Source organism: Marimonas lutisalis (assembly GCF_005434965.1).
GTDB classification, from domain to species: domain Bacteria; phylum Pseudomonadota; class Alphaproteobacteria; order Rhodobacterales; family Rhodobacteraceae; genus Marimonas_A; species Marimonas_A lutisalis.
In genome coordinates this window covers 1,093,513-1,108,360 of the sequence record NZ_SKCI01000001.1, presented here as the reverse complement: position 1 = coordinate 1,108,360, position 14,848 = coordinate 1,093,513, and the positions used below count along the sequence as shown (strand labels likewise).

At 60.6% G+C, this 14,848-nt stretch carries 16 protein-coding genes, 2 tRNA genes and 2 pseudogenes; 10 read left to right on the top strand and 10 right to left on the bottom strand.

The genetic code is table 11. The annotated features are described in order from the left end of the window. The first annotated feature begins 40 nt into the window (after positions 1 to 40). The 4 genes from E0501_RS05330 to E0501_RS05315 all read left to right on the top strand — a co-directional run bounded on the left by E0501_RS05330 (position 41) and on the right by E0501_RS05315 (position 2,685). Positions 41 to 445 carry a (R)-mandelonitrile lyase gene (locus tag E0501_RS05330; RefSeq protein ID WP_137700287.1) on the top strand — a complete coding sequence of 135 codons (405 nt, stop codon included), beginning with the start codon at positions 41 to 43 and terminating at the stop codon, positions 443 to 445. Between the two features lie 13 nt (positions 446 to 458). Then, positions 459 to 1,142, top strand: a complete 684-nt coding sequence (locus E0501_RS05325) for a hypothetical protein (RefSeq protein WP_137700286.1) — start codon at positions 459 to 461, stop codon at positions 1,140 to 1,142. 60 nt (positions 1,143 to 1,202) lie between these two features. After that, positions 1,203 to 2,573 (top strand): T6SS phospholipase effector Tle1-like catalytic domain-containing protein, encoded by a 1,371-nt coding sequence (locus E0501_RS05320; RefSeq protein WP_161594559.1) that lies wholly within the window; start codon positions 1,203 to 1,205, stop codon positions 2,571 to 2,573. 38 nt (positions 2,574 to 2,611) lie between these two features. Further along, a tRNA-Gly gene (locus E0501_RS05315) sits at positions 2,612 to 2,685 on the top strand. Between the two features lie 45 nt (positions 2,686 to 2,730). Here the strand turns inward: E0501_RS05315 and betC are convergent. Both betC and E0501_RS05305 read right to left on the bottom strand, forming a co-directional pair. Then, the gene (gene betC, locus E0501_RS05310) at positions 2,731 to 4,197 is read right to left on the bottom strand and encodes a choline-sulfatase (RefSeq protein ID WP_137700284.1); all 1,467 of its coding nucleotides are present in this window, start codon (positions 4,195 to 4,197) and stop codon (positions 2,731 to 2,733) included. An 88-nt stretch (positions 4,198 to 4,285) separates the two neighbouring features. Next, positions 4,286 to 5,593: an ATP-binding protein gene (locus tag E0501_RS05305; RefSeq protein WP_137700283.1), complete on the bottom strand. Its 1,308-nt coding sequence runs from the start codon at positions 5,591 to 5,593 to the stop codon at positions 4,286 to 4,288. Between the two features lie 39 nt (positions 5,594 to 5,632). Here E0501_RS05305 and E0501_RS05300 point away from each other — a divergent pair, with 39 nt between their 5' ends. After that, positions 5,633 to 6,544, top strand: coding sequence for an MBL fold metallo-hydrolase (locus E0501_RS05300; protein ID WP_137700282.1), 912 nt, complete (start codon positions 5,633 to 5,635; stop codon positions 6,542 to 6,544). Positions 6,545 to 6,623: 79 nt separating this feature from the next. Further along, positions 6,624 to 6,698: transfer RNA gene (locus E0501_RS05295), tRNA-Asn, on the top strand. A 111-nt stretch (positions 6,699 to 6,809) separates the two neighbouring features. On the opposite strand, the pseudogene E0501_RS05290 reads toward E0501_RS05295, so the two are convergent. After that, positions 6,810 to 7,143: pseudogene (locus tag E0501_RS05290) on the bottom strand (integrase core domain-containing protein); the annotation flags it as partial. A 275-nt stretch (positions 7,144 to 7,418) separates the two neighbouring features. Between E0501_RS05290 and E0501_RS05285 the strand changes: the two are divergent. Next, the gene (locus tag E0501_RS05285; RefSeq protein WP_137700281.1) at positions 7,419 to 7,664 is read left to right on the top strand and encodes a hypothetical protein; all 246 of its coding nucleotides are present in this window, start codon (positions 7,419 to 7,421) and stop codon (positions 7,662 to 7,664) included. A gap of 235 nt (positions 7,665 to 7,899) precedes the next feature. Here the strand turns inward: E0501_RS05285 and E0501_RS05280 are convergent, their stop codons facing one another. Beyond that, positions 7,900 to 8,082, bottom strand: coding sequence for a hypothetical protein (locus E0501_RS05280; RefSeq protein WP_137700280.1), 183 nt, complete (start codon positions 8,080 to 8,082; stop codon positions 7,900 to 7,902). Positions 8,083 to 8,239: 157 nt separating this feature from the next. On the opposite strand from E0501_RS05280, the gene E0501_RS05275 reads away from it, so the two are divergent. Further along, positions 8,240 to 9,133 (top strand): LysR substrate-binding domain-containing protein, encoded by an 894-nt coding sequence (locus E0501_RS05275; protein ID WP_205123448.1) that lies wholly within the window; start codon positions 8,240 to 8,242, stop codon positions 9,131 to 9,133. 119 nt (positions 9,134 to 9,252) lie between these two features. On the opposite strand, the gene E0501_RS05270 is transcribed toward E0501_RS05275, so the two are convergent. Continuing rightward, positions 9,253 to 9,909, bottom strand: coding sequence for a winged helix-turn-helix transcriptional regulator (locus E0501_RS05270; RefSeq protein ID WP_137700278.1), 657 nt, complete (start codon positions 9,907 to 9,909; stop codon positions 9,253 to 9,255). A 186-nt stretch (positions 9,910 to 10,095) separates the two neighbouring features. Between E0501_RS05270 and E0501_RS05265 the strand changes: the two genes are divergently transcribed. Together E0501_RS05265 and E0501_RS21470 are read left to right on the top strand one after the other, a co-directional pair. Further along, positions 10,096 to 11,259: an acyl-CoA dehydrogenase family protein gene (locus E0501_RS05265; protein ID WP_137700277.1), complete on the top strand. Its 1,164-nt coding sequence runs from the start codon at positions 10,096 to 10,098 to the stop codon at positions 11,257 to 11,259. A 251-nt stretch (positions 11,260 to 11,510) separates the two neighbouring features. Then, positions 11,511 to 11,630, top strand: a pseudogene (locus E0501_RS21470) (IS3 family transposase); the annotation flags it as partial. A gap of 52 nt (positions 11,631 to 11,682) precedes the next feature. Here E0501_RS21470 and E0501_RS05260 read toward each other — a convergent pair. Genes E0501_RS05260 through E0501_RS05245 form a run of 5 tightly spaced genes read right to left on the bottom strand, consistent with a single transcriptional unit; the run spans position 11,683 to position 14,662 of the window. After that, positions 11,683 to 12,390, bottom strand: coding sequence for an IS6 family transposase (locus E0501_RS05260; RefSeq protein ID WP_137700276.1), 708 nt, complete (start codon positions 12,388 to 12,390; stop codon positions 11,683 to 11,685). Between the two features lie 41 nt (positions 12,391 to 12,431). After that, positions 12,432 to 12,758 carry a hypothetical protein gene (locus tag E0501_RS05255; protein ID WP_137700275.1) on the bottom strand — a complete coding sequence of 109 codons (327 nt, stop codon included), beginning with the start codon at positions 12,756 to 12,758 and terminating at the stop codon, positions 12,432 to 12,434. Next, complete coding sequence (gene galE, locus E0501_RS05250; protein WP_137700274.1) at positions 12,755 to 13,747, bottom strand: UDP-glucose 4-epimerase GalE; 993 nt, start codon at positions 13,745 to 13,747, stop codon at positions 12,755 to 12,757. The genes E0501_RS05255 and galE overlap by 4 nt, the downstream gene beginning before the upstream one ends. Continuing rightward, positions 13,744 to 13,974, bottom strand: a complete 231-nt coding sequence (locus E0501_RS21735) for a Rossmann-fold NAD(P)-binding domain-containing protein (RefSeq protein ID WP_328591466.1) — start codon at positions 13,972 to 13,974, stop codon at positions 13,744 to 13,746. The genes galE and E0501_RS21735 overlap by 4 nt, the downstream gene beginning before the upstream one ends. Further along, entirely contained in the window at positions 13,958 to 14,662 is a 705-nt protein-coding gene (locus E0501_RS05245) for an NAD-dependent epimerase/dehydratase family protein (RefSeq protein WP_328591470.1), read from the bottom strand. The genes E0501_RS21735 and E0501_RS05245 overlap by 17 nt, the downstream gene beginning before the upstream one ends. Between the last annotated feature and the right edge of the window lie 186 nt (positions 14,663 to 14,848).

Sequence of the window (14,848 nt, the reverse complement as noted above, 5' to 3'; positions counted from 1 at the left end):
CGCGCCCTAGGCTGACCCCGGAACCGCCAGGGAGACCCACATGCATATCCACCGCGCAGGATCGCGCCCGTCCGAACAGCCAAACCTCGACTATTTCACCGGCACCGTCCGCTTCGATCCGGTGATCTCGGCGGCCAGCCCGGCCCGCGTCGCCGCGCTCACCGTCACGTTCGAACCGGGCGCGCGCACCGCCTGGCACACCCACCCCTACGGCCAGACGCTGATCGTGACCGCCGGCAAGGGCCGCATCGGCCGCCGCGGCGGCCCGGTGCACGAGATCTTCCCCGGCGATGTGGTCTGGTTCGACCCGGGCGAAGAGCACTGGCACGGGGCCTCGCCCGACTGCGCGATGACCCATATCGCCATCCAGGAAAAAGACGGCGACAGCGCAGCCACGTGGCTCGAAAAGGTCTCGGACGCGGATTACCTGACCCAGACAGAGTAACATCGCGGTGCTGTTGAGCCCCCATCGCAGCCTGGTCGACATCGCTCTCGCTGCCGGGCTTGCGATCGTTGCGGTCCTGCTCAGCAGACTGTGGCCCGGCAACCCTTTCGCGCCCTACATGGGCGAACTGCCGCCCCTGCTGGTGCTGCCGCTTACCGCAATCGCAGCGCCCCTTGCCATCAACTTGCTCGCCCGTCATGGCCAGATCGGCCGCCGACAGCGACTGCGGCCGGGCCTGATCCTGGCCGTCGGCGCGGGATTTGCCGTGCCCACGATCGCTGTCGACATCGCCGCCCCCTGGCCGCACGACATCAACGTCGCGCTGCCACAAGGCGTGTTTTTCTACGGCGCCATCGCATTCTTCGCGGAATGTCTTTTCCATGTCATTCCACTCGGCCTGCTCTTCGCTCTCTTCCAGCGCCTTGCGCCGCGTGCATCACCCCACCTCGCCTTCTGGAGCGCAGCCGCGCTCGCGGCCGTGATCGAACCGGCCGTCCAAATCGCGTTCGACCCTCATGCTCCGCTTGGCCGGACCGCCTATATGGGTCTTCAACTTACGGCTTTCAGCCTTGCCCAGATCGCTCTGATGCGTCTCTACGGGTTGTGGGGCGCGCTCGGTGCGAGACTTGGATATTACCTGCTCTGGCACATCGTCTGGGGAACCGCCCGTTTGCCGCTTCTGTTTGCGCCCAGTTGACCGCAAGATTGAAAACCTGGCCAATTGCTCTACCCTGACACTATTCAGGGAGAGCATTTCGTGACCAAGATCATCGTCTGCATCGACGGCACCGCGAACGAGATCGGCGACCGCGAAACCAACGTGCTGAAACTCTACAAGGCGCTCGACAAGAAGACTCAGAAGGCGCGTTACGTCATGGGTGTGGGCACCTATGACGGGCCTCAGTTCCTCGGCCGCGCGCGCCAGCTCCTTTACGGGTTCCTGGGCCAGGCCTTCGGCTTCGGGCTCGAGGATGACGTGCTTTCGGCCTATCGCTACCTGTGCCGCACCTACAGCTCGAAAGAGCGCAAACAGAGTGAACACCCAGGTCTTTCCGGGGACGCCGCCGAGAATGACCAGATTTATCTGGTTGGCTTTTCCCGCGGCGCCTATGCCGCACGTGTGCTGGCCGGCTTCATCCATAATTTCGGCCTCGTGGACGAGGATCGCCTGCACCTCATCGCGCCGGTCTTTCGCGCCTATCGCCGGGTCACCGATTTCGAAAGAACTACCCGCGACGACAAGGTGTTTCAGGCGCTCAGGGAATACGAACGCGTGCTCGAACCGTCCCCGGCACCCATCCGCGCCCTGCTGCTCTTTGATACGGTCTCCTCGATGGTCCGCTTTCGCCGCCCATGGTTCAACTTCCGCAAATATGGCAGCCTGGCCGAGCTCGGCACGCATGCCAGCGTCAACGCCAATGTCTCGGTGCGCCTTGTCACCCATGCGCTGGCGCTCGATGAACGCCGCACCATGTTCCGCGTGCAAGCCTGGGACGAGACCGGCAAGGACGCGCATACCTATTTCGGCAACAATTTCCGCAACGAAAAGATGCGCCGCACGCAGTATGTCCGCCAGCGCTGGTTCCCCGGCTATCACTCGGATATCGGCGGTTCCCCGCCCGAGGATGAAAGCGGGATCGGCAAGCTCACGCTGTTGTGGACGCTCGACACCCTGGCCGAGCTGGAAAAACAGGCCGACAAGGAAGACAACGCCCATCGCAAGAAAGCGCGCCGCTCGGCCCTGCCCGGGCCCCGGCAATACGGGCTGCGGCTGAAACGCGGCGCGCGCAAACGCTATTTCGAAGGCGATGACCCGGACGCGAAAACGCCCGGCGGCTTGCCCTATGCCCGGCCCGAACCTCTTGCGCCGATCCACAATTCCTATCTCGCCGGCTGGCTCTCCCCGGTCTGGCTCCTGCTCGAGGTGTTTCCCAAATCACTCAAACGGCGCGAGGCGGGGCCGGTCAAATGGTACCGCCGCGGCATCTGGAAATGGTACCTGCCGCTGATGGAACCCCGCCACGTGCCCGACCATCACAGCGTCGACGACAGCGCCTATACCCGCCACGACCGTGACCCGGATTACGATCCGCCCAACCTGCCGCCGAAAACCGACGCGCCCCATTGACCGCGTCCCACACGCGCGCTATCTCAACTCCGGCTCAGGCGGGTATGATGTAATGGTAGCCTGTCAGCTTCCCAAGCTGAACGCGCGGGTTCGATTCCCGCTACCCGCTCCAGCCTTCAGAAAATGAGCAGCGTCACCCGGATACGCCGACCGGCCGTTATGTCCTGACATATTGCCCGCTTGCGTTCTGCTCCACCGTATAGTCCCAGGCCGTGCCATTCGCCGCCATCGCCGCGTTGACCACCTGTTTCTGCGCCAGCCTGCCCCACACGTCCTTCGCGATGAACTCCAGGTCGAACCGCCCGCCCGTCACGATCGCGTTCAACTCGGCCTCGATCGCGGCCACCTCGGGCTGTCCAGCCAGATTGGCCCATTCACCGGGGTCCTCGCGCATGTTGTAAAGCTGCGGCGCCGAGCCGTGACAGTAGTGATATTTCCAATCCCCCTGTCGGATCATGAAACTCGGTCGCATGATGCCCTCACCGTGGTATTCCGAGATCACCGGCACCTCGTCCAGCGCCTCCCCCATGATCGCCGGCAACAGTGACCGCCCCTCCAGCGGCCGCACAGGTGTCTCGCCCGCTATGTCAATGAGCGTCGCCGGAAGATCGATCAGCGAAACTGGCGTGTCGACCGTGGCGGGCGCGGCGCCCGGATAGTCGATGATAAGAGGGATGCGCGAGGACCATTCGTAGAAGCTGCGCTTCTGGATCAGACCTTTCTCGCCAAGCATTTCACCATGGTCCGAAGTGACAATGACGATCGTGTTTTCGCGTAGCCCCTGTTCCTCCAGCACGTCCAGCAGCTCGCCGACCTTGTCGTCGACGTAATGCGCCAGCGCCGCGAACCCGCGGCGCATCGCGGTCAGGTGGCGCGGGTCGCGGATATCCTTGCGGTCCAGCCCGTACCAGCGCAGGAACGCCCTGTCGAAATCCGAATACCTGTCATCCATGTCGTCCGGATAATGCGGCAGCGGCATCTCGGCCTCGGCATAGATCTCCCAGTATTTGCGCGGCACCTTGTAGGGCGGATGCGGATTGGTGAAGGACACGGTCAGCATGAACGGCCCTTCCGGCGCATGGCGCAGGTATTCCAGCGCGCGAAACTGCGTTTCCTCGTCATATTGCAGTTCGGTCGACCAGCCGGGCCCGATATTCTCGGCCTGGTATTGCGGCGCGAAATCAAAGGCCATTGCCTCGGGGTCGTCCTCGGGCAGCAGCGGATAGGACCAGATGAACCCCGACGGGTAGATGTCGGTATTCAGCCGCCGATTGAACCCGTGCAGCTGATCGGCGCCGATGAAATGCATCTTGCCCGACAGAACCGTATCGTATCCGGCATTGGTCAGGTAATGCGCGAAGGTCGGAACAAAGCTCGGGTACGGATCGCCATTGTCATAGCATCCGGTCGTCGAGGTCAGCAGCCCGGTCATCAGACAGGACCGCGCCGGCACGCAGATCGGACTGGGCGAATAGACCGTGTTGAACTGCACCCCCCGCTCGGCCAGGCGCGACATGTGCTTGGTGCGCGCGCCCACATGGCCGCAGGCTTCCAGCATGAACGGCGTCATCTGGTCTGCTATGATCAACAGAATATTCGGCTTATCACCTGTCTGACCCGCCATGGCGTGGCTCCTCCCAGCGTCAATACCCTTACCCGGGTGAGCTTTGCGCCAATGCACACCGGGCGCAAGAGCAAGACCGGCTCTCCGACTACCGTGCGATCACGATATCCGCGCGCAGCCCGCCCAGCGTATCGCTCTGGCCAAGGCGCAGCACGCCACCATGGGCACGCGCAACATCGACCGCGATCGACAGGCCCAGGCCCACCCCCGAACCGCTGTTCTGGTTGCGCGCCTCATCGAGCCGCGTGAAGGGGCGCATGGCTTCTTCGCGCTGGTCCGTCGGGATGCCCGGGCCATCGTCCTCGACCCGGATGCGCAGCGACTTGTCGGTCAGTTCCACCGACACGTCGGCCCGGCTGCCGTAACGCACCGCGTTGGAAATCAGGTTTTCCACCGCGCGGCGCATCGCCACCGGGCGCAGTGCCACCTCGCCCTCACCCGCGGCGTGGCTGAGTTCGACCGGCTGGCCGGCACGCTGGCAATCCTCGACCAGGTCGCGCACCAGCGCCACCGGGTCGGTCGGCTCGGCCTCGCCCTCGCTGGCATCGCGCACGAAAGACAGGAACTCGTCCAGGAGCCGCTGCATCTCGTCCACGTCGCGCTCGAGCGGCGCACGGTCCTCCTCGTCGAGAAGCGACAGGCCCAGCCGCAGACGCGTCAGCGGCGTGCGCAGGTCGTGGCTCACCCCCGAGAGCATCAGCGTGCGCTGCTCGATCTGGCGCTCGATCCGCGCGCGCATGTCAAGAAAGGCGTTGCCGGCCGCGCGCACCTCGATCGCGCCCGAGGGCCGGTAAGGCACATGCCGGCCCCGGCCGAAGGCCTCGGCGGCGCGCGCCAGCCGTTTGATCGGACGCAGCTGGTTGCGCAGGTAGATGAACGCGATCACCGTAAGCAGGATGCCAAAGAACAGCATGTTGGCGAAAAGCTGATGCGGATTGCGCGCCGAGACCCGCAACCGGTCGAACTCCACTTCGAGCGGCCCGGCTTCGGTGCGGACGAAGACACGCACGTCATCGTCGTCGGGCAGTTCCAGCACCATCAGTTCGGGCAACAGCTGTTCAAGCTCGTCGATGATGATCAGCCCGGAAAAATCATACCAGCGACGAAGGTTTTCCCGCGGAACCTCCATGCGGCTGCGCGGCGCCAGCGTCATTTCCAGCGTTTCGGTCAGCGGCCCGCCGGTGGCGTCGATCTCTCCGGCCTCGACCGCGCCGATCACCAGGCGCAATTCGCGGCTGACCGTCTCGGTCATCTGCCGCGTCACGCCCTCGAAATGGCGCTGGATGAACACCACCGAAACCACCAGCTGCAACAGAACCACCGGCAGCACGAGGATTAGCGCCGCCCGCCCGTAAAGCGAGCGCGGCATATACTGTTTGAGCCATCCGAAAAACATGCCTATTCCTACATCCGGTCCGCGCAACAAGGAAGAGCCATGCAAGCCCCCGACGATTTCAACCCCGCCCCCGGCGACGCAATCGAGATCGAGCCCGGGCTCACGCGCGTGCTGTGCCCCAACCCCTCGCCGATGACTTATCGCGGCACCAATACCTATCTGCTGGGCACGCGCGGCCTGGCGGTGATCGATCCGGGGCCGGAAAACGATGCGCATCTATCCGCGATCCTGGCTGCCCTGCGGCCCGGCCAGAAAATCACCCATATCTTCGTCACCCATTCGCATGTCGATCATTCGCCGCTCTCACGCGCCCTCGCGCGGGAAACCGGCGCGCCGGTTCTGGCCTTCGGAGACTGGCAGGCCGGACGATCGCAGGTGATGCACCAGCTGGCCGACCAGGGGCTTGCGGGCGGCGGCGAAGGGGTGGATGCGCATTTCCACCCGGATGTGATTGTCGAGGATGGCGAAACGGTCGCGGGCGATGGCTGGGCGCTGCGCGCGATCCACACGCCGGGCCATTACGGCAATCACCTCAGCTTTCAATGGAACGATGCGCTCTTCTGCGGGGATCACGTGATGGGATGGGCGTCTTCGCTCGTCTCGCCCCCCGATGGCGACCTGACCGATTTCATGGCCTCCTGCGCGCGGCTCCGGCAGTCGGACTGGCGTGTCTTCCACCCCGGCCATGGCGCGCCGATCGACGATCCCGCCGCCCGGCTCGACTGGTTGATCGCGCATCGCCAGGGGCGCGAAGCCGAAATCCTGGCGGCCCTGGCCGATGGCCCGGCCACCGCTTTCGACCTGGCAAAGCGCATCTACACCGACACGCCAAAGGCGCTCCTCGGCGCGGCCACCCGCAACGTGTTCGCCCACCTGGTCGATCTCACCGGCAAAAGGCGTGTTACACCGCACCCCCATCTCTCGGCGGATGCCGAATTCGTGCTCTCGTGACCGCGGGACGGGCCCGTGAATTTTTGTCACGAAACCCTCTGGACGCCCCCGCCCGGCTTTGCTAAATGACCGCCTGTGTTCCGGCGTAGCTCAGCGGTAGAGCAGTTGACTGTTAATCAATTGGTCGTAGGTTCGATCCCTACCGCCGGAGCCATAAAAAGCCCTTTAAGGTCAGCGCCTTAGAGGGATTTTTTTGTTGAGCAACCGCAGCTTAAAAAATCCAAAACGCCCTGAGCAGCCCAATCTGACTGGTCCAAGTTGATTGTTAGTGCATGATTGGCCTTGGTTCCATCGGGATGATGGTTTCCGGGGCCGGCGGGCGATATCCCAATGCACTGTGCGGTCTCCTGGTGTTGTAGTGCTTCCTCCATTCTTCGATGATGATCTGTGCTTCACGTAGGGTGTAGAAGATCTCGCCGTTGAGCAGTTCGTCTCGGAACCGGCCGTTGAAGCTTTCGCAGCATCCATTCTCCCAAGGGCTTCCTGGTTCGATGCAGGCTGTCTGCGAACCAACCGCTGCGATCCAGTCTCTGATGGCCTGAGCGACGAACTCAGGCCCATTGTCTGACCGGATGAAGGGCAGGGGCGCCCCGTAGGATAAGCGAGCAAAGCCTGCCCACGGCGCGAGAACCCGGCAAGTTCACGACCCGATGCGTCGCGCGCCGAAAACACCCCGTTCAGCACCAGTTTGAGGCATGGATGTTCAGTCTTCGGGGTGGCCATATGACGTATTCAAAGGGTTTTTGCGTTTCTCGCTGCTGGTTTTACGCGAATTTTGCGCTGAAGGAAGTTTTTTGGTCCGCAGGTTTTGCGGGGTTCTTGCGGACGGGGGGCAATCTAGGTCCATCGAAACGAAAGCCAATAGGAGCAAGAAATGCACACAGAGACCAACACCGCCCGCCGCGCCCCCAACACTCCAATCTGGCTGCGCGCCTTGAACTGGCTCGCCGATCGCAACGCCGCCTATCGCGCCTCGCACAAGCTACGCAACATGCCGGACGAACGACTTGACGACATGGGCATCACCCGCGACGAGGCCAACGCCGCCTTCTACCACCGAGGCTCGCGCAAGGCAGATCGGGGCGTATCGGCGAAGTTGGTGGCGTTCCGCCTGCCTTGAACACATGGCGAGACAAGGCCACCTTCACAGGTGGCCTTGTCTTGCGATCTTTTGTGATTTTGAACCAATCCCCGGGCAATAGGTGTATGGAAAACATCGGACTGGTTTAAATCTCAAAGCGGGTATTCGATCCAATCACGACAAACGACGGTTCTGAGACCAACTTAAGCCTTGGCGCCCGAAGTAAATCGGTTAGGGGCAAGCGGCGGTTCAGCCGCCGCTGCCCGACCCTGAATTACGACGAAAGCGTATCGCCGGGCATCGGGTAGCCCGGGCAAGGCCACGAGATGACCGCGCCATGACCGCTGGGTTGGGTGCCGATCTTTGTCGTGCTCCAGGTATCTGCGGCCTGTGCGGTCGCTGCGATGAGCGTGAATGCAAAGGTTGCGGCGGCGGTTTTGAGAGCGAAGCGGTTCATTGCTGAGTTCCTTTTTCCTGTTGATTTGCTATGCCCAACAGGATATTCATAGCTAAGCTATTGACAAATATATACTTTTCATGGGGGCGTGAAAAAAAATCATCGCTCCGCCGAGAACAGGAGGTGTAAGATGCGAAGATTACCGCCGTTTTCCGCCATGCGGGCGTTCGAAGCCGCCGCGCGACATTTGAGCTTTACCGATGCCGCGAAGGAGCTGGGTATAAGCCAGTCCGCAATTAGCCATCAGGTTCGCCAACTTGAAGAGTTTTTGGATACGAGCCTGTTTGTCAGACGTCCACGCCGGCTTGAATTGACACGGGCCGGCGGGTTCTACCTGGAGTCGCTTTCCGGCCTGATGGATGGGCTCGAAGAAGCGACGCGTAATGTCTCTGATGAGGCAGGTGGAGCCCTGAGAGTGCGGGCGACTCCAACCTTCGCTGCGCGGTGGCTCACACCGCGGATGGACCGGTTCACCGCCCGCCATGGTGTGTCACTCGTCATTTCGACAGGGTTGCCGCCGACTGATTTTTCGCGGGGCGAGCATGATGTGGAAATTCACTGGGGTGCCGCCCCTGTCGAGGGGGTCGTGGTCGAGCCTTTCATGTCCACGCCCAAAGTCGCCGTCTGCGCACCCGAAAAAGCGGAGCGGCTCCGAAGGACCGGGCCGGCGGGTCTAAAGGAGGAAACGCTCCTGAGGGATGAGACCGATGACTGTTGGGAAGAATGGCTCGCGAGCGCAGGAATAGAGGGCGTTGACCATACAAAAGGACCAGCCTTTGCCTATTGCGATTTGGCGATTACGGCCGCCGAGCGTGGGCAGGGTGTCGCATTGTCCTACAAAGCTCTCGTCGAGGATGATCTCGCGGCGGGCCGGCTTGAACAGGTGTTCCCGCAGCAAACGCAGGACAAGGTGATCTATTCCGTTGCCTATCCCAAGAGCCGCCGGTTCAGCCGCAAGATCGTTGATTTTCGCGACTGGGTGTTTGAGGAGATGGCGGCGGAAGAGAGCCCTGGCACTGTTGTGCACCTTCGCAAGGCTGGGCTCGGCTGAGCGGCCTTTCGCGCACAGAAGCCGTTCATGGAGATCGCAGCGAACGGCAGGTTTGAGCCCAGAGCGGACATCAATCCACATAAAGCGTCAGCGGCAGTTCGGACAGTTTTCCTCGCGCACTATTTCTCTTTTGGGTAGGGAGCAAAAAGGCTTAGTCCCAGCCATTCACTCATAGCGTTGGCAACCTCGGTATCGCCGCTGAGATGGAGCTTGTCGACTTCCAAAGCCTTTGAAACCGACTCTAACCCCATCCAGATTGCCGTCATCGTCTTGATGTCGGTCACGACATAGAGATCGACGTCGAAGCCAGGGTCATTTAGGCACAAGTCGACGCCTTGGTCCGGGTCACAAACCACCCACCACTGTGCTTCTCTTGGTGTAACATCCGTGAATTCGAACTGAACATTGACACGCCGGTCAGGGAGCAGATCCCGACGGATACTTCTGCGCATGTCCCACATCAGCAAAGAAGGGTCGGTGTTGTTCAGCTGAAGCTCTGCGTTGATCCACTTTTGCCCCCAAATGCCAATGGCAACAATGATGTCAGTCAGGGCTTTGCCAGCGTCGGTCAGATGATATTCGAATTGCCCGGCGCTGTTATCAGTGGCCCTTCGCTCGACTATTCCATGGTTTTCGAGTTCGCGCAGGCGTTTGGTAAGCAGTGCCGAAGACATGCGAGGCACGCCGCGACGTAAATCATTGAACCGCGTCGATCCGGCGCAAAGCTCGCGGATCAAGATGATGGTCCAGCGCGACCCAAGTATTTCGGTGGCCATCGCAACTGGGCAGAACTGGCTGTAAATCGAGTCCGGCACTTTCCGCGCGCTCCCCCCTGATCTTTTCAATATCGTCGCCTGGAATGCGGCATCAGGCAAGTTCAGAAACTGAACTTGATTTGCGGGTTGATATTCCTGATCGTTGGCAAAAGACCCGGGTAAGACTTTGAAAAGGGAGTTTGAAAGGTGGCTGAACAGGCACGTACTTTAGAGGATCTTTGGGCTGCTCTGCCGGGCGTGATCAAAAAGGCGCACGATGGCGCAGCAGATGCAGAAGAAAGGCGCTGGATCGGGAGCGAACTTGCTAATGATATGCTCGAAATCGGCGTAGGACGGATATTGCTCGGCGAAGAGATCGGGGGGCTTGGCGGCACTCTCGCTGATTGGATCAAATTAGGGAGCGAGATAGCTGCAGCAGATGCATCCGCTGGATGGGTCGCGTCACATTGGGCCATGGCAGCCGCGGTTGTCGCTGCAAACGGGTCGGACGAATTGGTAGAAGAAATTTTCTCCGATCCAAAGGCTTGCGTGGCAAGTAGCAACCTGGGCCGGTTGGACTTCGCAAGCGAAGACGAGGGATTGAGGATATCCGGCACTTGGGGCTTCGCGTCCGGATGTCTGGCGGCAACCTATGTCGGTGGCGATCTGCTACTGCAGGATGCCAATGCGCCAAATGGTGTTCGGATGATTTCGGTTCTGTCGCCTCGCGCTCAGGCGGATATTGTCGAGACTTGGAACCCGATGGGTCTTGCAGCCACCGGCAGCCACCAAATCGTCTATGACGATGTCTTCGTTCCCAAGGAAAGAATCTATCGCTGGCCGGATTCTACGCCGGTCGAGGGGCGCAAACGCGGATTTCTGGGTCACGGAGCATGGTTGATTTCCACCAGCGTGGCGTCCATCCATCTGGGCCTCGCTCGTGCTGCGATAGATGCGGTGAGAACGGAACTCGGCGAGAAAACTAATCGCTTTACCGGAGCGCCGGCAATAGCCAAACCATCCGTGATGCGGGCGTTGGAAGAAGCTGAAGGCCTGCTTTTTTGCCTTCGGGCGGGCCTTGACCGTTCGGCAGACAGCGTTTGGGCTGAAGGAATGAAATCAGGCAAGCCTACAGCGGGTGCGCGAATGGAAATGCGCCTCGCGGCGCTAACGGCAGTTCGTCAGGGCACGGCTATCGTCCGGTCGGCATATGACGTAGCCGGAGCGAGTGCACTGCAGCGTTCAGGTGTTATTCAGCGGATATTTCGAGATGCCAATTGTCTGATCCATCACATCGCGGGTTCTCGCGATGGTTTCGAATTTGTTGGACGCGTGCGGCACGACCTTGACCCGCTCTCATTTCGAGTTTGACGGCTGCAGGAACTTAATCGGACGAAGTTACGTTCAAACCAAAGTAATGCTTTGACTCAGCGACAGCTTCGTCAACAGAGCAGATTGACGCCCCTCTACGGTGAATATCTTTGTTGTTCCGTTTTTTTCGATTTACTAGTTTCTTCGTGGCCTTTGGGCCTCGAAGGTTTGTGGCAAGTTTAAGGACGTGCTTCCTAAGCCTCCCCAACTGAACTGGTCCACCGCTATGTTTAGGAAATGGACGACCAAGAATGGCAAACAGGCGACCAAAGCTCGAAGAGATTGTCTCGAAGTCACGGCAGGTTGAGGTTCTGATGGGACAAGGTATGCCCTGTCTCAACGCGATCGGACAGATCGGCGTTGTTGAACAGGGTGGTGCAGACTAATTCGAACTCGTCTCTGCAAGGACAGTGGCACTGTCCATTATGCCGCGCAGAGACCGCGCCACTCGGCCAGAGCAGCGGTTCGGTTGCGTTTGAAATGATCCCGTTTGGAGAGGCTGCGGTCTTGGTTGAAGTGGTTGAAGACGGAAGAGTGGACGGACACGAATTTCTGCAGACTTCGCATTCGCCGAAAGCGCTGCATCGCCCTTTCTCGCCGTCGAAATGGTAGATGTGAATTCTCAACGCGGTTGTTGAGCCAGCGACCGCAAGCCTGCAGATCATCGCAACCCAGATCGCGAAGTGCAGCCTTGTATGAAGCAAACCGATCGGTGACAAGAACTTCCGGTGGACCATACCGCCGCATCAATTTCCTAAGCATTTTCAATGCAGCGCGCTTGTTGCGCCGCTTGGTGACAACGCTTTCCAGCACCTCACCTTCGTGGTCAACGGCTCGCCAGAGGTAGTGCCGCTCACCGTTGATCTTCACGAAGACCTCGTCCACTTGCCACTGCCATCGGGAAAAGGCGCGCAGCTGCTGAACACGCCGCCGCAGGATCTCAGAGGCAAACATCGGACCAAACCTGTTCCACCAGAACCGAGTGGTTTCATGGCTGACGTCGATGCCGCGCTCGTGCAGCAGGTCTTCGACGTTTCTGAGCGATAGCGGAAACCAAACATAGAGCATCACCGCCAAGCGGATGACCTCGGGGCTGGTTTTGAAGTACTTGATCGGGGAGCGTATGATCATCGTCAAAGGCTACGAAAGCACCCTGCCCGCCTCAAGCCAAGTTAATCTGACAAGACCTTCGTGATGATCATCGCAACGCGCCATTGCCCCGGCACCGGATCGGGCGCTGCCGGGCGCCGCGCCTGCAGGAACACCTGCACGAAGTATAGCTGCATCCCCCAGATCCACAGCATCCCGGCCGTCACGATCCAGAAACGTACCGGGGCAATCAGGTGTTCGGGTTGTAGCCACCATGCCCAGAACCACCCGGCAGCCAACAGCCAAAGCCCGGTAATCGCGTAATATTTCAGCGCGCCCGCGCCGCTGAACATGGGTTCGAGAAACGGGCGCGGATCAGATGTCGGGTGATGCTTTCGCGCCGAGCTCATTTCCCACCGGGTTGGCCAAACCATGGCGCGGCATGCGCCACGATCTCATCAAGGTCGGTATACTGCGCGCGAAACCCCAACACCTGTTCCGCGCGGGACGGATCCGCCGTCAGTTCGGCCGGATCGCCGTCCCGACGCGGCGCGGCCTTCCAGGCCACCGCGCGCCCGGTCACGCGTTCGACTGACTTGATCACTTCCATCACCGAATGGCCCTGCCCGGTTCCTAGGTTCAATGCAAGGCTTTCCTTGCCCTCCAGCAGATGCTCGACCGCCAGAACACGGGCCCGGGCCAGATCGTCCACATGGATGTAATCGCGAATGCAGGTGCCGTCCGGCGTCGGGTAATCCGTTCCGAATACCTGCAACTCCGCCTGCCCGGTCGTCGCCATCAGCGCCAGCGGCAGGATATGCGTTTCCGGGTCATGGCGCTCGCCGATTTCACCCTCGGGGTCGGCCCCCGCGGCGTTGAAATAGCGCAGCGCAACATAACGCGGACCCGTGGCCGCCGCCGCATCGCGCAGCATCCGCTCGCAGATCAGCTTGGTACGGCCATAGGGGTTGATCGTTTCCTGCGGCGCCTCCTCCGAAATCGGCTGGCGCTCGGGGATGCCATAGGTTGCGCAGCTCGACGAAAAAACGATCCGGCCCACGCCTTCCTGCGCCATCGCCGACAAGAGCGAGATCATCCCGCCGACATTGTTCGCATAGTAAAGCCCCGGGTCGCTCACGCTTTCACCGACATAGGCGAAGGCCGCGAAATGCATCACCGCATCGATCTCGTGGGCCCTCAACGTCTCGCTCAGCAGCGCGGTATCGTTCAGGTCTCCTTGGACCAGCGGCCCCCATTTCACCGCGTCGGCATGCCCGCGCGACAGGTTATCATAGACCACCGGCCGGAACCCCGCCCGCGCCAGCGCCTTGCATGCATGGCTGCCGATATATCCCGCGCCGCCCGTAACAAGAACCGACTGGTTACCACTTGGTTTCAAGCAACATCCCCAAAACCCAACTGCCGGCGCGCCAACTCGCTTCGGTAATATGCAATGGTCGGGCCCAATCTGTCGCGCAGCGGCACACGGGGCGCCCAGCCCAGCAGTTTCCCGGCCCGGGTAATGTCCGGCCGCCGCTGGCGCGGATCATCGACCGGCAGGTCCCAAAACACCAGTTTCGACTGCGACCCGGTCAACTCAAGGACCAGATCAGCAAGTTCCAGCATCGTGAATTCCCCGGGGATTGCCAAGGTTTACAGGGTCTTCGATCGAACTGATCACCTCGTCTGCTTCCATCAATGCGGTCAACGCGTCCAGCATGTCCTCGATATAACAGAAAGACCGCGTCTGCTGGCCATCGCCATACACCGTCAGGTCTTCGCCGGTAAAGGCCTGCATGATGAAGTTGGACACCACGTGTCCATCCTCGGGGTCCATCTGCGGGCCATAGGTGTTGAATATCCGTGCAATCCGCGTATCGACGCCTGCCCGCTCGTGCATTTCATGAAACAGCGTCTCCGCACAGCGCTTGCCCTCGTCATAACAAGCACGCGGGCCGACAGTATTCACAAGTCCGCGGTAGTCCTCGGGTTGCGGCGAAATATCCGGATCACCATACACCTCCGAGGTCGAACTCTGCAGGATACGCGCCGATTTCTCCTCGGCCAGTTCAAGCAGGTTCATCCCGCCGATGATCGACGTCTTGAACGTATGGATCGGATCGATCTGGTATTTCGGTGGCGAGCCGGGACAGGCCAGGTTGTAAATCCGGTCCACTGGTCCCGCGACAGAGAAAGGCTCGATGATGTCGTACCTGAAAAACTTGAAACTCGGGTGGGCCAGCAACGCAGCGATGTTCTCGTGCCGCCCCGTCTCCATATTGTCGACGCAGATTACCCTGTCGCCCTGTTCAATCAGGCGATGGCTCAGATTTGACCCGATAAATCCCGTCCCCCCGCTACCAAGACGGTCTTTCCGGTCTCCTGAGACAGGTCTTCCCGGAATTCCGGATGAAATGTCTTTCGTTCAATCATGTCGTTTCCCCAATCTGCCGAAACTCGGCCGCAGGCTCCGCCGGAGAAGCCCCCAATTTTCCCAATT

Bases quoted from the DNA above. Each gene is read 5' to 3' on its own strand.
- E0501_RS05285 (WP_137700281.1), top strand. From the start codon at position 7,419: ATGCACACAGAGACCAACACCGCCCGCCGCGCCCCCAACACTCCAATC.
- E0501_RS21735 (WP_328591466.1), bottom strand. From the start codon at position 13,974: ATGCTGGAACTTGCTGATCTGGTCCTTGAGTTGACCGGGTCGCAGTCG.
- betC (WP_137700284.1), bottom strand. From the start codon at position 4,197: ATGGCGGGTCAGACAGGTGATAAGCCGAATATTCTGTTGATCATAGCA.
- E0501_RS05280 (WP_137700280.1), bottom strand. From the start codon at position 8,082: ATGAACCGCTTCGCTCTCAAAACCGCCGCCGCAACCTTTGCATTCACG.
- E0501_RS05275 (WP_205123448.1), top strand. From the start codon at position 8,240: ATGCGGGCGTTCGAAGCCGCCGCGCGACATTTGAGCTTTACCGATGCC.
- E0501_RS05260 (WP_137700276.1), bottom strand. From the start codon at position 12,390: ATGATCATACGCTCCCCGATCAAGTACTTCAAAACCAGCCCCGAGGTC.
- E0501_RS05305 (WP_137700283.1), bottom strand. From the start codon at position 5,593: ATGTTTTTCGGATGGCTCAAACAGTATATGCCGCGCTCGCTTTACGGG.
- E0501_RS05330 (WP_137700287.1), top strand. From the start codon at position 41: ATGCATATCCACCGCGCAGGATCGCGCCCGTCCGAACAGCCAAACCTC.
- E0501_RS05270 (WP_137700278.1), bottom strand. From the start codon at position 9,909: ATGGCCACCGAAATACTTGGGTCGCGCTGGACCATCATCTTGATCCGC.
- E0501_RS05255 (WP_137700275.1), bottom strand. From the start codon at position 12,758: ATGAGCTCGGCGCGAAAGCATCACCCGACATCTGATCCGCGCCCGTTT.
- E0501_RS05300 (WP_137700282.1), top strand. From the start codon at position 5,633: ATGCAAGCCCCCGACGATTTCAACCCCGCCCCCGGCGACGCAATCGAG.